The sequence below is a fragment of the Phaeobacter sp. 11ANDIMAR09 genome (assembly GCF_001294455.1).
Taxonomy (GTDB): domain Bacteria; phylum Pseudomonadota; class Alphaproteobacteria; order Rhodobacterales; family Rhodobacteraceae; genus Pseudophaeobacter.
In genome coordinates this window covers 202706-217425 of the sequence record NZ_LIKT01000003.1, presented here as the reverse complement: position 1 = coordinate 217425, position 14720 = coordinate 202706, and the positions used below count along the sequence as shown (strand labels likewise).

The window sequence follows — 14720 nt, the reverse complement described above, 5'->3', positions numbered from 1 at the left end:
CATAGTATTAGAGTTTGGTTGATAGAGCGGCAGCTTCAAGGACTTTCTTTCAAATTTAGGTCACATTTCTTTTGAAAGCGGTCGATTTGCACCCGGCCTGTAAGCGGGTAAACCATGACCTGCCGGATCAGAAATTGTCCTTTCGCTGCCGAATTTCCGCAAAGACTGCTTTATTTTCAGCATCTTGCATTCCAATGGCCATTTTTACCTCATCCAGATGAGCCCGCAGGAACGGATTTGTGTCCAGTTCCAATTGCAATGGAGACGGAACGGTGGCCTCGCCTATGGCGCGTTTTGCGTCAATTTCATCAATGCGAAGTTGCAAATTGGCATTGTCGGGCTCAATGGTCACCGCAAACCGGGCATTGGACTGGGTATACTCGTGACCCGAATAGACCAGGGTCTGAGGCGGCAGGGCCATCAGACGGTTGAGGCTCACCCACATCATCTCCGGAGAGCCTTCAAACAGGCGGCCGCAGCCAAGCGCCATCAGGCTGTCAGCCGTAAAGACCGCCTGGCTCTGGGGCAGGTAAAAGGCGATGTGACCGATGGTGTGGCCCGAAACATCCAGCACCTGAACCTCTTCACCAAAGAGATCAAAAGAGGCACCGTCCTCGAGCGCATGGTCCAGCGGCGGCAGCCGGGCGGCATCGGCCCCGGCGCCATAGACCTGGGCGCCATAGCGGCTGCGCAGCTCCTCGGTGCCGTCAATATGGTCATAGTGGTGATGGGTCAGCAAAATGGCATCCAGCCCCCAACCGCGTGCGGTGAGCGCTGAATTTATCGCCTCGGCCTCTGGTGCATCGACCAAAGCGGTTTTACCGCTCTTGGCATCATGCAGCAGATAGGCATAGTTATCCGAGAGACAGGGCAGGGTAATGATTTCCAGGGGCATGGTCTTTCGCCTCTCCATTGTTACACTGCGCATAGATTGGCCCAAGCAGCAGGCACCCGCAATGCATCTTGATGTTCAGGATCTTAGGAATTTTTACTACCGCAGCACCCTGGGGCGTGCGGCGCAGGCTTCGGTGCGCAATCGGTTGCTGGAATTCTGGCCCGAGGCCGCGGGGCAAACCATGGCGGGGTTTGGCTTTGCAGCGCCCTTGATGCGGCCCTATCTGGCCGAGGCACGGCGGGTCATCGCATTGATGCCCGGACCGCAGGGGGTAATGCAATGGCCGGCAGGCATGCCCAATGTATCAGTCCTGTGCGAAGAGACCTCTTGGCCGATAGACACCGGACGGTTGGATCGGCTGGTGGTGATGCACGGGCTGGAAACCTCGGAGCGGCCGACACAGGTGCTGGAGGAATGCCGCCGGGTGCTGGGGCCGGGAGGGCGGGCCATTTTTGTGGTGCCCAACCGGGCAGGGTTTTGGGCCCGGTCTGACCAGACCCCCTTTGGCTATGGGCGGCCCTATACGCTCATTCAGTTGGAAAATCAGCTGCGCCTGCACGAATTCACCATCGAACGTCACGCGGCAGCTCTGTACCGTATGCCCAGTCAAAAGCGGTTCTGGCTCAAGTTTGGTGCCTTGTTTGAAAGGGTAGGGCGGCAGTTGCCCGCCATGCTTGCAGGCGGTGTGTTTATGGTTGAGGTCAGTAAACAGACCCATCCGCAGCATGGGCATATGACCAAGATCAAGCGCTCGAATCCAATCCGGGTGCTGGAAGGTCTGTCGAATCCGCTGCCGGATCCGGTTTAACCCCGGACCAGTCCAGGGCCGCGTTCCGGCAAAGATCCAGGGAGGATTTTAGGTCGCATTGGTTCCTGTCATCGAGAGGCGACGGCTGGAGAAGATGATTCTGTTTCCTATTTTTTTCTATTGGATCTTGAAGTTTGCTGACGGTGGCCAGGTCAAAAACAGGCATTCTTGTCGTTTTTGCGTCGTCAGGAATCGTAAATCGGTGCCGTAACGTAGATAAAAATGCTCCTGTTTAGAGGGGCAAAGAGCCGCAGTTTAGCTAACCCTTTGAAAACATTGATGTCACCGATTTCACCCTTGGGGCTATAGACAGTTGATAGGATGCTAACGCTCTGTTACATCCACGCTGATTTTAACGTCCTGCCGCTTTGGTAGGGCTTGCTCACGCCCCCGGACGCCGTCTGCATCGCAGGCATGCCAACCGGGGCCAAATGTCGGAAGGGTGGACGTGTCCGAACCAGCTTCGATTTCAGCAGGCATTGCTGCGCGCTATGCCACTGCGGTCTTTGAGATCGCCGAAGAAAGCAAGGCGCTCGATAGCCTTGAAACCAGCATCAATGATCTGGCAGCTGCCCTGGCTGACAGTGACGATCTGCAAAACCTGATCAGCTCGCCGCTGATTTCTCGGGATGAGCAGGGTGCCGCCATTGCAGCGATTGCTGCCAAGATGGGTCTGGCACCCGTTCTGGCCAATACACTGTCGCTGATGGCGCAAAAGCGCCGTCTGTTTGTTGTCCCTGCTCTTATCACCGCTCTGCGGGATCGCCTGGCAGAGGCTCGCGGTGAAGTGACAGCCGAGGTGATCTCGGCCAAGGCACTGACCAAGACCCAGAGCGAGAAGCTGGCCAAGACTTTGGCAGAGCGCGTAGGCAAAAAGATTACCATCAATGCAACCGTCGATGAAAGCATCATTGGCGGTCTCGTCGTTAAAGTGGGCTCGAAGATGATCGATAGCTCGATCCGCTCCAAGCTCAACTCCCTACAGAATGCAATGAAAGAGGTCGGATAAATGGGTATCCAAGCAGCAGAGATTTCTGCGATCCTAAAAGACCAGATCAATAATTTTGGTCAGGAAGCCGAGGTGGCTGAAATTGGTCGCGTGCTGAGCGTTGGCGATGGTATCGCCCGCGTCTACGGTCTCGACAATGTTCAGGCTGGTGAAATGGTCGAATTCCCTGGCGGAATTATGGGCATGGCGCTGAACTTGGAGGCCGATAACGTAGGTATCGTTATCTTTGGCTCCGACCGCGACATTAAAGAAGGTGACACAGTCAAGCGCACCAACTCGATCGTGGACGTTCCAGTTGGCCCCGAACTGCTGGGTCGCGTTGTGGACGGTCTGGGCAACCCGCTGGACGGCAAGGGCCCGATCAACGCTGAAAAGCGTGGCGTTGCCGACGTTAAGGCCCCTGGCATTATCCCACGTAAGTCGGTGCACGAGCCAATGGCAACCGGCCTGAAATCTGTGGATGCGATGATCCCTGTTGGCCGTGGCCAGCGTGAGCTGATCATTGGTGACCGTCAGACCGGTAAAACCGCGATTGCTCTGGACACCATCCTGAACCAGAAGAGCTACAACGAAGCTGCAGGCGACGACGAGTCGAAGAAACTGTACTGCGTCTATGTTGCGATTGGTCAGAAGCGTTCGACTGTTGCTCAGCTGGTGAAAAAGCTGGAAGAGTCCGGTGCGATGGAATACTCCATTGTGGTTGCCGCGACCGCTTCCGATCCTGCCCCTCTGCAGTTCCTGGCACCCTATGCTGCCACCGCCATGGCGGAATACTTCCGCGACAGCGGCAAGCACGCTCTGATCATCTATGATGACCTGTCCAAGCAGGCTGTGGCCTATCGTCAGATGTCCCTGCTGCTGCGTCGTCCACCCGGTCGTGAAGCCTATCCTGGTGACGTTTTCTACCTGCACTCCCGTCTGCTGGAGCGTTCGGCGAAACTGAACGAAGATTACGGTTCCGGCTCGCTGACCGCGCTGCCCGTGATTGAAACCCAGGGTGGTGACGTTTCCGCCTTTATTCCAACCAACGTGATCTCGATCACCGACGGCCAGATCTTCCTGGAAACCGAACTGTTCTACCAGGGTATCCGTCCTGCTGTGAACACCGGTCTGTCGGTTTCGCGCGTTGGCTCCTCGGCTCAGACCAAAGCGATGTCTTCGGTCGCTGGTCCGGTGAAACTGTCGCTGGCTCAGTACCGCGAAATGGCTGCCTTTGCGCAGTTCGGCTCCGATCTCGACGCCGCCACCCAGCAGCTGCTGAACCGTGGTGCCCGTCTGACCGAGCTGATGAAACAGCCTCAGTACTCGCCACTGACCAACTCCGAAATCGTCTGCATGATCTTCGCGGGCACCAACGGCTACCTCGACAAGATCGACGTCAAGGAAGTTGGTCGCTACGAGGCTGGTCTGCTGGCGCATCTGCGCAGCAAGCACGCTGACCTGCTCGAATGGATCTCTGTTGAGGATCCCAAGATCAAGGGCGATGCCGCAGATAAAGTCAAAGCAGCGCTGGACGCATTCGCCGCTGATTTCGCGTAAGGGGATAGGGCAATGCCAAATCTCAAGGACCTGAAAAACAGGATCGCGAGTGTCAAAAGCACTCGTAAGATCACTAAGGCCATGCAAATGGTGGCCGCGGCGAAACTTCGCCGCGCCCAGGAAGCTGCCGAAGACTCCCGTCCCTACACCCAGCGCTTCAACGCTGTGATGGCAGGGCTGGCGGCTTCGGTTGGTGGCAGCGATTCAGCGCCTAAGCTGCTTCGCGGCACCGGCAGCGACCAGGTTCAGCTGCTTGTCGTCATGACCTCCGAGCGGGGGCTGTGCGGCGGCTTCAACAGCAACATCTCCAAGCTGGCGCGCCAAAAGGCGAGCGAGCTGAAGGCTGCTGGCAAGACGGTCAAGGTTTTGACCGTTGGCAAAAAAGGTCGCGACGCGCTGCGTCGTGACTTGGGCGATGATTTCATCGGCCATGTGGACCTGAGCGAAGTCAAGCGCATCGGCTATGCCAATGCACAGGGCATTGCCAAGGACATCCTGACCCGCTTTGACGCCGGTGAGTTCGACGTTGCAACGATCTTCTATGCGGAGTTCGTCAATGTTGTGACCCAGAAACCGCAAGCGCAGCAGATCATTCCGGCCTCCTACGAGGGCGGTGAAGCTGAAGCAAGCACCTCGGCCGTTTACGACTACGAGCCCAGCGAAGAGGCCATTCTGGCTGACCTGCTGCCCCGTGGCGTTGCGACCCAGATCTTCTCGGCGCTGCTGGAAAATGGTGCATCCGAACAGGGTGCCCGGATGAGCGCGATGGACAACGCCACCCGTAACGCTGGTGAGATGATCGACAAGCTGACAATCGAGTTCAACCGCTCGCGTCAGGCCGTCATCACCAACGAGCTGATTGAAATCATTTCGGGCGCTGAGGCGCTCTAAGAGACAACCGGAGACAAACACATGGCAAACGCAAAAGGCAAAATCACGCAGGTGATTGGCGCCGTTGTGGACGTGCAGTTCGAGGATGCCCTGCCGGAAATCCTCAATGCTGTAATCACCGACAACAATGGTAAGAAACTGGTTCTCGAAGTTGCCCAGCACCTGGGTGAGAACACCGTTCGTACCATCGCTATGGACGCAACCGAAGGTCTGGTTCGCGGCCAGGACGTGACCGACACCGGCGCGCCCATCGCGGTTCCAGTTGGCAACGCCACCCTGGGTCGTATCCTCAACGTTATCGGCGAGCCCGTTGACGAAAAAGGCGACGTAGACGCAACCGACACCCGTCCGATCCACGGCGATGCGCCTGCTTTTGACGAGCAGTCCACCGCAACCGAGATCCTGACCACCGGCATCAAGGTTATCGACCTGCTGGCCCCCTACACCAAGGGTGGTAAAATTGGTCTGTTCGGCGGTGCCGGCGTTGGTAAAACCGTTCTGATCATGGAACTGATCAACAACATCGCGAAGGTGCACTCGGGTGTGTCCGTGTTCGCCGGTGTTGGTGAGCGGACCCGTGAAGGCAACGACCTTTACCACGAGATGATCGAATCCGGCGTTATCGTTCCTGATAACCTGGTCGACTCGAAAATTGCGCTGGTCTACGGCCAGATGAACGAGCCTCCCGGTGCGCGTATGCGGGTTGCTCTGTCGGGTCTGACCCTGGCGGAACAGTTCCGTGACGATACCGGTTCTGACGTTCTGTTCTTCGTCGACAACATCTTCCGCTTTACTCAGGCGGGTTCCGAGGTTTCGGCTCTATTGGGTCGTATTCCTTCGGCGGTGGGCTACCAGCCAACCCTGGCCACCGACATGGGTGCGATGCAGGAGCGGATCTCCTCGACCAAAAACGGTTCGATTACTTCGGTTCAGGCCGTTTACGTTCCTGCGGATGACCTTACTGACCCTGCGCCTGCGACCTCGTTTGCGCACCTGGATGCGACCACCGTTCTGGATCGTGCGATCTCGGAAAAAGGTATCTACCCTGCGGTTGACCCCCTGGGTTCGACATCGCGTCTGCTGGATCCACTGGTTATCGGTGACGAGCACTACAAGGTTGCCACCGACGTTCAGCAGATCCTTCAGCGTTACAAGTCGCTGCAGGACATCATCGCAATTCTCGGTATGGACGAACTGTCCGAAGACGACAAACTGGCCGTGGCCCGTGCGCGTAAGATCGAACGCTTCCTGTCCCAGCCGTTCGACGTTGCGAAGGTCTTCACCGGTTCCGACGGTGTTCAGGTACCTCTGGAAGACACCATCGCATCGTTCAAAGCCGTTGTGGCTGGCGAATACGATCACCTCCCCGAAGGCGCCTTCTACATGGTTGGCGGCATCGACGAAGTGATCGCAAAAGCCGAGAAAATGGCTGCTGAAGCGGCCTAAGGAGGGCCCTGATGGCTGATACCATGCAATTTGACCTCGTTAGCCCGGAGCGCAGCCTTGCTTCGCTCCAGGTGAACGCGGTGCAGATCCCCGGCGCGGAGGGTGACATGACGGCGATGCCGATGCATGCACCCACCATCACCACCCTGCGTCCGGGTGTCCTGCGGGTTGAAAGCTCGCAAGGCAACTCGGAGTATGTGGTTACTGGCGGTTTTGCTGAAATCAGCGCCGAGGCTCTCTCGGTCCTGGCTGAAAAAGCAATCCCAATGGATGAGATGACCCGTGCCCATCTGGACGAGCTGATCGAAGAGGCTCGCACCATGTACAAGACCGCTCAGGAAGACGAGCAGCCCCACGACATCGTCGAGGAAGCTGCCAAACTCCTGGCGGACATGGAGGCCCTGGGCACCCACATGAGCCTGTAAAGGCCCCTGTGCGTACGCCTGGTGTGACCTTTCATGAATAGGCCGGCCCCTTTGATCGAGGGGGCCGGTTTTCTTTTTTGAATCTTTTAGCCTTTGCGGTGTAACCTGTGTTTTCCAGCTAAGTTTTCAGCGGGACAGGGCTAGCAAGATGATTTGGAACGACGAGTAATGCAGAGACTACGCAACCCCCGTACCGGCGTGGATCAGGGCGATCTGGTGCTGTTCTCCGAGTTCGACAGTGGTGGCAGCATGTGGACCGGGGAGGGCGCTCGTGAGCGCCGCAAACTGGTGCGTTTCAAAGAGGCCTATCGTCGCCCGCCTGCCGTGCAGGTCTCGATCTCGCTCTGGGATATGGACACCAATGCTGCCATCCGAGCCGAATTGGTGGCGGAGAACATCACCACAACAGGTTTTGAAGTGGTGTTCCGCACCTGGGGCGACAGCCGCATCGCCCGCCTGCGCGCCGCCTGGATTGCCATGGGCGAGCTGCCCTTTGACGATGATTGGGATGATGTGGATTGAGGTTCGCGGTTTTGGGGCCTGCGTAAACCCACTCGGCTGTCTCTGAGGGCTTGTGTTATCGCCAGCGTCAGCTAAGCGGACAATGCGCCATTTCGCTGCGGCTGCGCCAATGACAGCTTTAGGAAAAACAGGTAATCAAATACGGTCGTTTATGCATAAGCGGTGGCGACTTCTTCACTTGAAGTATCAGCATTTCAACCCTATTTTCGACGAGAGATTCAGAGGTCGGCGTTAACGACTTTGGGTATCGCTATTGGAGATGTTGGGGCGTGTCTGTTCACCCTCTGGGCCTGCATTGATTGGTTGTTCAGCCTTAAAGTGCTAAAGGAGGGTTTCATGGAAGCAACGTTTAAAACTGGTGTGAATGCTCTCGCGGTTCTGTGGGCCTAGTTGGGTGAGCAGCCACGCCATCTGCAAGATGATAGTTTAGTGCCCAAAGCCTGAGCCGGTAGACCGCGAGGGGGCGGTGCGAGTCCGTCCCCCCACACCATTGTTTAGCACATGCTGAAGGTTTCAGCGGTAACACCAGAGGCACCGAGCTTATTGCAACCCTCTAAAAAAACTCAAGATGCGAGGCGTTACATTTGCGAGCAATTGCGCTATTCAGGCGTGGAACTTTTTTGCAGTCCTTTACTGATAGATCAACTAACAGAGCAAAGCCAATCTACGGGAATCTTTGCCATCTTAGATTTAATCGTGCTCATACAAAGACACCGTGAGACCAATTTTGTCGACTGGCCAAAAGGGCCGAGAAAGCCAGGTCAATTCCAGAAACCGCCTTTGAAAGGTTTATGGAAAGCTCACACTGTTCCACAAGGTCTTGGAGACTTCGCGCATAACTTACTGCGCGAAGCAGATCAGAGGTGGTTTGAAAAGAAATTCGATGGGTTATCCGCAGATCACGCTGGTGGTGTTTTTGATGAGCATCTCGCTGGAAAATTAGCCAACCTTGCAGTCATCCAAGGGATCACCAATCGAGGGAGGCGCAATAACCTGACTTCGGGTCATTGGTTGATCTTTTCCGAAACGCCGTTTGGGGCGTTCTACCTTTGCCGAGCGCATCACGAAGAAGATGATAGATTGATATTCGATAGAGTTCGAAAGGCAGCCGAAGTCTTCCCGAATGCTGCGTTCCCTTTTGATACTCTATCGTGACGGCCTGTTGCACGGTTCGTTGTTCTGTAGAAACAGCGAGCACTGGCTACGGTTAGAGTCGCGTGCAAAAAACTTAGGTCAAAACCTCCCTGCCAAAATGTTGGTTTTTGGCTACTTCTTAAATAAACCAGACCTTCATGCTTGGCGCAGCATCGGTATTTTTGGGCTCATTGCTGACTTGAAGTGAAAGCTGTGCCCCTGCGGCATTGCCACCAATCTGGACACAAAAAGGCCCCGGCAGAGTGCTGCGCGGGGCCTTTGTGATGGGTCTGAACCGGGCTAAACGCCGTTTGAGTAGAGAGACTCGTAGATTGGCACCAAGGTCTTGTCCTCAAACAGCGAGGACACTGAGGTGCCGTGCCAGATATTCAGGATCGCCTGGGTGAACAGCGGTGCGGTGGGCAGCACACGGATATTGGGGGTGTTGAGGATCTCTTCGGTGGGCTGAATGGAATCGGTCAGCACCAACGATTTCATCACCGAGTTGGAGACGCGCTCAACCGCTGGGCCGCTCATCACGCCGTGGGTGATATAAGCGTGGACCTCTTTGGCGCCATTGTCCAGCAGCACCTGCGCGGCCTTGCATAGGGTGCCGGCTGTGTCGCACATATCGTCGATGATCAGGCAGATCTTGTCCTGAACATTGCCGATGACGGTCATCTCAGCCACTTCGCCGGCTTTTTCACGGCGTTTGTCGACGATCGACAGCGGTGCGTTGATGCGTTTGGCTAGCTCGCGGGCGCGGGCAACGCCTCCCACATCGGGGGAGACCACCATCAGCTCATCCATCTGGCCCTTGAACTGGTTTTTCACATCCAGTGCAAAGATCGGTGAGGCATAGAGGTTGTCCACCGGAATATCAAAGAAGCCCTGGATCTGAGCGGCATGCAGATCCATGGTCAGGACGCGCTCGATCCCTGCACCGGTCAGCATATTGGCCACCAGCTTTGAGGAGATCGGCGTGCGGGCCTTGGTGCGGCGGTCCTGGCGGGCATAGCCAAAGTAGGGGATCACCGCAGTAATACGTTGCGCGGAGGAGCGGCGCAGAGCATCGGAGATGATCAAGAGCTCCATCAGGTTGTCATTTGCCGGATTGGAGGTCGGCTGGATGATAAACATATCCTCGCCGCGCACGTTCTCGTAGACCTCGACAAAGATCTCGCCGTCGTTGAAGCGTTCAACGCGGGCATCAACCAGACCTTGGTCGACACCGCGGTGCATGCTCATACGGCGGGCAATGGAGTTGGCGAGCGGGAGGTTTGCGTTCCCAGCGATAAGCTTGGGTTCGTTCAAGGTCGGCATTGGCTGATATCCCCGGCAGCAATGGCTATGTGACAGATTCGTGATCTTGCTCACCGCTTAACATGTGCGTAGCTTTCAGCCTAGTTCTAAGCGGGAGAAAACCAAAAATGGCCACCATTGATTACTACTTTTCGACGCTGTCCCCCTATGCATACCTGGCCGGAACCCGGTTGGAAGCTGTGGCGACGCGACAGAATGCCCAGATTAACTACAAACCGCTGGATATCATGGCGCTGTTTGGCCGCACCGGCGGCACCTCTCCCAAGGAACGTCACGTCTCGCGGCAGGAGTATCGCTTGATCGAACTGGAACGGCAGGCGACAAAACTGGGTATGGAGATGAACCTGAAACCAGCGCATTGGCCGACCAATGCCGCGCCCTCTTCCTATGCGATCCTCGCGGCGCAGAGCGCTGGCGGTGGTGATGTGGGGGCCTTGGTGCATGGGCTGCTGCGGGCGGTCTGGGCCGAGGAGCGCGATATTGCTCAGGACGATGTGATCAAGTCCTGCCTCGAGAGCGCCGGCTTTGACGTCGCACTGGCGGATAGCGGGCTCCTGGCCGGCGCGGAGAAATATGCGCAAAACCTCGAGGATGCGGTCAAGGCGGGTGTCTTTGGCGCGCCGTTCTATGTCACGGATGATGGGGCACGGTTCTGGGGCCAAGACAGGATCGAAGATCTGGAGCAGCATCTGGCGGGGTAAATCCGGTCAGAATAGCGCAGGCACTGTTGGCCCACGAGGCGGGCCGGGGAAAAAGGGTGAGAAATGAAGGATGGCAGTTTGAGCGCAGTTTTTTCCCGCACATTTGGAGCGGGGCCGCGCCGGGTCTTGGCTGTACATTGCTCGCTTGCGCATTCAGGTGCCTGGCGCGGGCTGGGCGATATTCTGAAAGATGAGGTCACCCTCAGGGGGTTTGACATGTTGTCCCATGGGCGCAGCCCGGATTGGGACGGGCGCGGCGATTTTCAGACCCGTAACGTCGAGGCCGGTCTGGCTTTGCTAGACAGCGAAGCAAGCGCGGTCGATCTGATCGGTCATTCCTTTGGCGCGACGGTGGCGCTGCGTATGGCGCAGGCCCGCCCTGATAAGATCCGAAGCTTGGTGCTGATTGAGCCGGTTCTGTTTGCCGTGACCCGGTTGGAAGCGCCGGAATTGCAAGCGGCCCTGGAAGAAGAGGAAGCGCCGTTTAATGATCTATTGCGCGCTGGTGAGGTTGAGCAGGCCACGCGCCTGTTCAATCGCATGTGGGGCACAGGTAAGCCGAAATGGGCGGATATGCCGGAGCAGGCACGGGCCTCCATGGTGCGCGGAATGAAAGCTGTGCCAATGAGTTTTGAAGCGCTCTATCTGGATGACAAAGGCCTGTTGAAGCCCGGCGCGCTGGATCCGGTGGCTATGCCTGTTTTGTTATTGAGTGGAGGTGCCAGCCAGCCGGTCATGTCACTGATCAACGAAGGGTTGGCGCGACGCATGCCGCGGGCGAACACGCGGGTGGTGCCAGAGGCGGGGCATATGCTGCCCATTACCCATGCTGGGGTGACCGCGAAAATTCTGGACCAGTTCTGGGGTGGAAAGGAATAGGGGGCGCTGCCCCCCTGCGCCCTATCGGGCCCAGCCCCCCGGAATATTTTGGGAAAGGTGAAAGCCGGGGGAGAGGTGCTGGGGTTCTGGGCGGCTCAGGTAATCAGAGCCAGAAACTGATCGATCTGGTCCCGGCCAATTGCCCAGTCGCAAACAAAACGCGCGGCGACTTTCTCATTGGGGTCCCCCTCTAAAGGGCCATCCCAGAGGTGGTAAGCGGCCCCTGCATCAAACAGGCGCTGATGGGAGGCGCGGGGCAGGGTGGCAAAGATCATATTGGCCTGGGGCTCATGCAGGAAAGGGGCATCGGCGCGGCGCAGACCTTCAGCGAGATAGGCGCAGTTCTGATTGGCCTTGATCGCGTTATCGCGCCACAACTCATCGGTGAGATAGGCCAGCATCTGGGCGGAGAGATAGCGATGTTTGGAGAAGAGGTGGCCGCCGCGTTTGCGCCGCAGCTCGAACTCCCAGGCCTTTTGGGGATCAAAGAAAATGACGGCCTCTACCCCGAGAAGGCCGTTCTTGGTGCCGCCGAAGGAGAGCGCATCAATGCCGCTCTTCCAGGTCATTTCCGCCGGGGTGCAGTCCAGCGCCACCATGGCATTGGCAAAGCGGGCGCCATCCATATGCAGGGGCAGGCCGAATTCGGCGGTCACGGCTGACAGCTCTTGCAGCTCGGCCAGGCTGTAGAGGGTGCCGCGTTCGGTCACCTGGGTGAGCGAGACCGGGCCGCGTTGGGGGCCATGGACGCCGCGGGTTTCCTCTTTGGCGATGGTGGCGCGCAGGGCGTCTGGCGTCATTTTGTCGTCAAAACCGGGCGCGCCGGGGACCAGGGTCAGCTTGGCGCCGCCGGTGTAGAATTCCGGCGCGTTGCACTCATCCTCGTGGATATGGGCCGTGGGAGTGCAAAAGATGGTTTCAAAGGGCTGGCAGAGCGTCGAAAGCGCCAGCACATTTGCGGCTGTCCCCGTGGCCACCAGAAAGACAGCTGCCTCAGGGGCCTCAAAGATGTCGCGAATGCGTCTGGTCACCTCTTCCATTTCGGCATCGGCACCATAGCCCATGGCATAGCCTGCGTTGGCCTCTGCCAGAGCGGCCAATACCTGCGGCGGCACTGGGCCGGAATTGTCAGAGGCAAAAAACATCAGATAGGCTCCTCGATGATATGGTCTTCCCAGTCTTCTTCGGGGGTGTCAAATTCAGAAACCGTCCAGCCGCGTACAGTCACGCCGGCGGCATGGGGGCTGTTTGGGTCGCCGGTCAGCAGGGGGTGCCACTGGGGCAGGGGCTTGCCCTCCCAGAGCAGGCGGTAAGCACAGGTCTGCGGCATCCAATAGGCGTGACTGTCCAGGTTGTCGGGTTTCAACACGATACATTCGGGGATGAACTGGTGGCGGTTTTGATAATGGGCGCAGTGGCAGGTCTGGTCGTCGAGCAGGCGGCAGGCCACGCGGGTCAGGGCGACTTCACCGCTGTCCTCATCTTCCAGCTTGTTGAGGCAACATTTGCCACAGCCATCACAGAGGGCTTCCCATTCCTGTTGATTGAGTTTGTCGAGCGGCTTTTTTTCCCAGAACCGGGGCGACAGGCCTTTGCGGTCGATGCCATCGCTCATGTCCGGGTCCGTTCTGGCGCTTGTTCTTCAGCCGCGAGAATATCCCGGGCGCGGTCGCAATCGGCATTCATCTGGGCGATCAGGGCTTCCAGCCCGTCGAATTTCATCTCGGGGCGCAGATAGTCCACCAGGGCGACCGAGAGGGTGGCCCCATAGAGATTGCCGGTGAAATCAAACAAGAAGGTTTCGATATTGGGGTGGGAGCCGTCAAACATGGGGCGAACCCCAACAGAAGCCGCGCCTTGGTAGCTGCCTTGATGAGGCCCATCCAGCACATCCACCAGCACTGCATAGACGCCAAAGGCCGGCGGATGCAGCCCGTCGATGGACATATTGGCGGTGGGAAAGCCCAGATCCCGGCCGCGCTGCTCGCCGCCGATGACCTCGCCTTCAATCCGGTGCCAATGGCTGAGCATGGCCGCGGCATCACGGGGGCGCCCTTGGCTGAGCGCTGTGCGGATGGCGGTGGAGGACACCGTATCGTCGGAATGTTCCATCAGGGGCGCAATGGTGACGCCAAACCCCATCTCGGCGCCAAAACGTTGGAGATCCTCGGCGGTGCCACTGCGTCCCTTGCCAAAGCAGAAGTCGGCGCCGACCACCACATGGGCCAGACCCAGGCCCTCCGATATGACTTTGCGGGCAAAGTCTTCGGGGGGGAGGCCGGAGAGGGCGGCATTGAAGTTCAGCTGATAGAGCCGTTCAACCCCCAGCTTTTCCAATCGCGAGGCGCGGGCCTCGGGCGACATCAGGCGAAAAGGGGGGGCGTCGGGTGCAAAGAAGGCGCGTGGGTGCGGTTCAAAGGTCATGACGCCCAGCGGGGCCGCGGGGGCAGCCGCACGGGCCAGGTCGATGACCGACTGGTGGCCACGGTGGACGCCGTCAAAGTTGCCGATCGCGACGCTGGCGCCACGGTCTTGCTCTTCTACAAATTGATAGTCTCGGATGATGCGCATACCGCCTGCCTAGCGCTCCGCACAGGGGCTTGCAAGTCTCGGCGTTGCGGAAGTTTGCAGGAGGCAGGATCCACCTCCTGTATGGTCCCGAAAGGAGGCTAGTCGAACTTGCGCGAGGGGGCCATGACCATGGCTTCGCCAACCAAAACCTTTTTGCCATCCACCATGCAGCGGCAATCCAATTTAACCCGGCGCTTGTCGATGACGATATCGGTCACTTCGACCTCTGCCAGCACCAGATCACCAGGGCGGACCGGCGCGAGGAATTTCAGCGATTGGCTCATGTAGATGGTGCCGTGACCGGGCAGCTGCTCACCAATGACGGCAGAGATCAGGCCAGCCGTCAGCATGCCATGGGCGATACGGCCCTGGAAAATGGTATCCTGGGCGTAATCGTCATCCAGATGCACCGGGTTGCGATCGGTGGAGACCTGGCTGAACATTTCGATGTCCTCGTCGGTGATCACCTTGCGGACATAGCGCGTCATACCCATTTCGATGTCTTCGATGCAGATGGTTCCGCGTGGCATGTTGTCCAACATTTGATCCTCCATCAGATCTCCCCTTTCGAGGCTGG

The 14720-nt window shown here is 57.8% G+C and carries 16 protein-coding genes; 10 read left to right on the top strand and 6 right to left on the bottom strand.

Features of this window, described 5'->3' with window-relative positions:
• Positions 1 to 127: 127 nt before the first annotated feature.
• Entirely contained in the window at positions 128 to 895 is a 768-nt protein-coding gene (gene gloB / locus AN476_RS04000) for a hydroxyacylglutathione hydrolase (protein ID WP_172684790.1), read from the bottom strand.
• A 61-nt stretch (positions 896 to 956) separates the two neighbouring features.
• Between gloB and AN476_RS03995 the strand changes: the two genes are divergently transcribed.
• The 8 genes from AN476_RS03995 to AN476_RS03960 all read left to right on the top strand — a co-directional run bounded on the left by AN476_RS03995 (position 957) and on the right by AN476_RS03960 (position 8690).
• Entirely contained in the window at positions 957 to 1703 is a 747-nt protein-coding gene (locus AN476_RS03995) for a class I SAM-dependent methyltransferase (protein WP_054459672.1), read from the top strand.
• 448 nt (positions 1704 to 2151) lie between these two features.
• Entirely contained in the window at positions 2152 to 2712 is a 561-nt protein-coding gene (locus AN476_RS03990) for a F0F1 ATP synthase subunit delta (protein WP_054459671.1), read from the top strand.
• Complete coding sequence (gene atpA, locus AN476_RS03985) at positions 2713 to 4251, top strand: F0F1 ATP synthase subunit alpha (RefSeq protein WP_054459670.1); 1539 nt, start codon at positions 2713 to 2715, stop codon at positions 4249 to 4251.
• A 12-nt stretch (positions 4252 to 4263) separates the two neighbouring features.
• Entirely contained in the window at positions 4264 to 5142 is an 879-nt protein-coding gene (locus tag AN476_RS03980) for a F0F1 ATP synthase subunit gamma (protein WP_054459669.1), read from the top strand.
• Positions 5143 to 5163: 21 nt separating this feature from the next.
• The gene (gene atpD / locus AN476_RS03975; protein WP_054459668.1) at positions 5164 to 6588 is read left to right on the top strand and encodes a F0F1 ATP synthase subunit beta; all 1425 of its coding nucleotides are present in this window, start codon (positions 5164 to 5166) and stop codon (positions 6586 to 6588) included.
• Between the two features lie 11 nt (positions 6589 to 6599).
• The gene (locus AN476_RS03970) at positions 6600 to 7013 is read left to right on the top strand and encodes a F0F1 ATP synthase subunit epsilon (RefSeq protein WP_054459667.1); all 414 of its coding nucleotides are present in this window, start codon (positions 6600 to 6602) and stop codon (positions 7011 to 7013) included.
• 168 nt (positions 7014 to 7181) lie between these two features.
• The gene (locus AN476_RS03965) at positions 7182 to 7535 is read left to right on the top strand and encodes an H-type lectin domain-containing protein (RefSeq protein ID WP_054459666.1); all 354 of its coding nucleotides are present in this window, start codon (positions 7182 to 7184) and stop codon (positions 7533 to 7535) included.
• Positions 7536 to 8036: 501 nt separating this feature from the next.
• The gene (locus tag AN476_RS03960; protein ID WP_054459665.1) at positions 8037 to 8690 is read left to right on the top strand and encodes a hypothetical protein; all 654 of its coding nucleotides are present in this window, start codon (positions 8037 to 8039) and stop codon (positions 8688 to 8690) included.
• Between the two features lie 279 nt (positions 8691 to 8969).
• On the opposite strand, the gene AN476_RS03955 is transcribed toward AN476_RS03960, so the two are convergent.
• Positions 8970 to 9992 carry a ribose-phosphate pyrophosphokinase gene (locus AN476_RS03955; protein ID WP_054459664.1) on the bottom strand — a complete coding sequence of 341 codons (1023 nt, stop codon included), beginning with the start codon at positions 9990 to 9992 and terminating at the stop codon, positions 8970 to 8972.
• A 107-nt stretch (positions 9993 to 10099) separates the two neighbouring features.
• On the opposite strand from AN476_RS03955, the gene AN476_RS03950 reads away from it, so the two are divergent.
• Together AN476_RS03950 and AN476_RS03945 are read left to right on the top strand one after the other, a co-directional pair.
• Positions 10100 to 10693, top strand: a complete 594-nt coding sequence (locus tag AN476_RS03950; protein ID WP_054459663.1) for a 2-hydroxychromene-2-carboxylate isomerase — start codon at positions 10100 to 10102, stop codon at positions 10691 to 10693.
• Positions 10694 to 10771: 78 nt separating this feature from the next.
• Positions 10772 to 11572, top strand: coding sequence for an alpha/beta fold hydrolase (locus AN476_RS03945; protein ID WP_371257291.1), 801 nt, complete (start codon positions 10772 to 10774; stop codon positions 11570 to 11572).
• A 95-nt stretch (positions 11573 to 11667) separates the two neighbouring features.
• Here AN476_RS03945 and AN476_RS03940 read toward each other — a convergent pair whose 3' ends face one another.
• From AN476_RS03940 to AN476_RS03925, 4 genes are all read right to left on the bottom strand, one after another.
• Positions 11668 to 12717, bottom strand: a complete 1050-nt coding sequence (locus AN476_RS03940) for a low specificity L-threonine aldolase (RefSeq protein WP_054459661.1) — start codon at positions 12715 to 12717, stop codon at positions 11668 to 11670.
• Positions 12717 to 13187, bottom strand: a complete 471-nt coding sequence (locus AN476_RS03935) for a YcgN family cysteine cluster protein (protein WP_054459660.1) — start codon at positions 13185 to 13187, stop codon at positions 12717 to 12719. Before AN476_RS03935 ends, AN476_RS03940 begins: the two co-directional genes overlap by 1 nt.
• Positions 13184 to 14143 (bottom strand): bifunctional riboflavin kinase/FAD synthetase, encoded by a 960-nt coding sequence (locus tag AN476_RS03930; protein WP_054459659.1) that lies wholly within the window; start codon positions 14141 to 14143, stop codon positions 13184 to 13186. Before AN476_RS03930 ends, AN476_RS03935 begins: the two co-directional genes overlap by 4 nt.
• Before the next feature lie 98 nt (positions 14144 to 14241).
• The gene (locus AN476_RS03925) at positions 14242 to 14685 is read right to left on the bottom strand and encodes a MaoC family dehydratase (protein WP_054459734.1); all 444 of its coding nucleotides are present in this window, start codon (positions 14683 to 14685) and stop codon (positions 14242 to 14244) included.
• Positions 14686 to 14720 lie beyond the last annotated feature (35 nt).

Excerpts from the sequence above, each read along its gene's own strand:
- gloB (WP_172684790.1), bottom strand. The coding sequence starts at position 895 with ATGCCCCTGGAAATCATTACCCTGCCCTGTCTCTCGGATAACTATGCC.
- AN476_RS03995 (WP_054459672.1), top strand. The coding sequence starts at position 957 with ATGCATCTTGATGTTCAGGATCTTAGGAATTTTTACTACCGCAGCACC.
- atpA (WP_054459670.1), top strand. The coding sequence starts at position 2,713 with ATGGGTATCCAAGCAGCAGAGATTTCTGCGATCCTAAAAGACCAGATC.
- AN476_RS03980 (WP_054459669.1), top strand. The coding sequence starts at position 4,264 with ATGCCAAATCTCAAGGACCTGAAAAACAGGATCGCGAGTGTCAAAAGC.
- atpD (WP_054459668.1), top strand. The coding sequence starts at position 5,164 with ATGGCAAACGCAAAAGGCAAAATCACGCAGGTGATTGGCGCCGTTGTG.
- AN476_RS03970 (WP_054459667.1), top strand. The coding sequence starts at position 6,600 with ATGGCTGATACCATGCAATTTGACCTCGTTAGCCCGGAGCGCAGCCTT.
- AN476_RS03965 (WP_054459666.1), top strand. The coding sequence starts at position 7,182 with ATGCAGAGACTACGCAACCCCCGTACCGGCGTGGATCAGGGCGATCTG.
- AN476_RS03960 (WP_054459665.1), top strand. The coding sequence starts at position 8,037 with ATGCTGAAGGTTTCAGCGGTAACACCAGAGGCACCGAGCTTATTGCAA.
- AN476_RS03955 (WP_054459664.1), bottom strand. The coding sequence starts at position 9,992 with ATGCCGACCTTGAACGAACCCAAGCTTATCGCTGGGAACGCAAACCTC.
- AN476_RS03950 (WP_054459663.1), top strand. The coding sequence starts at position 10,100 with ATGGCCACCATTGATTACTACTTTTCGACGCTGTCCCCCTATGCATAC.
- AN476_RS03940 (WP_054459661.1), bottom strand. The coding sequence starts at position 12,717 with ATGTTTTTTGCCTCTGACAATTCCGGCCCAGTGCCGCCGCAGGTATTG.
- AN476_RS03935 (WP_054459660.1), bottom strand. The coding sequence starts at position 13,187 with ATGAGCGATGGCATCGACCGCAAAGGCCTGTCGCCCCGGTTCTGGGAA.
- AN476_RS03930 (WP_054459659.1), bottom strand. The coding sequence starts at position 14,143 with ATGCGCATCATCCGAGACTATCAATTTGTAGAAGAGCAAGACCGTGGC.
- AN476_RS03925 (WP_054459734.1), bottom strand. The coding sequence starts at position 14,685 with ATGTTGGACAACATGCCACGCGGAACCATCTGCATCGAAGACATCGAA.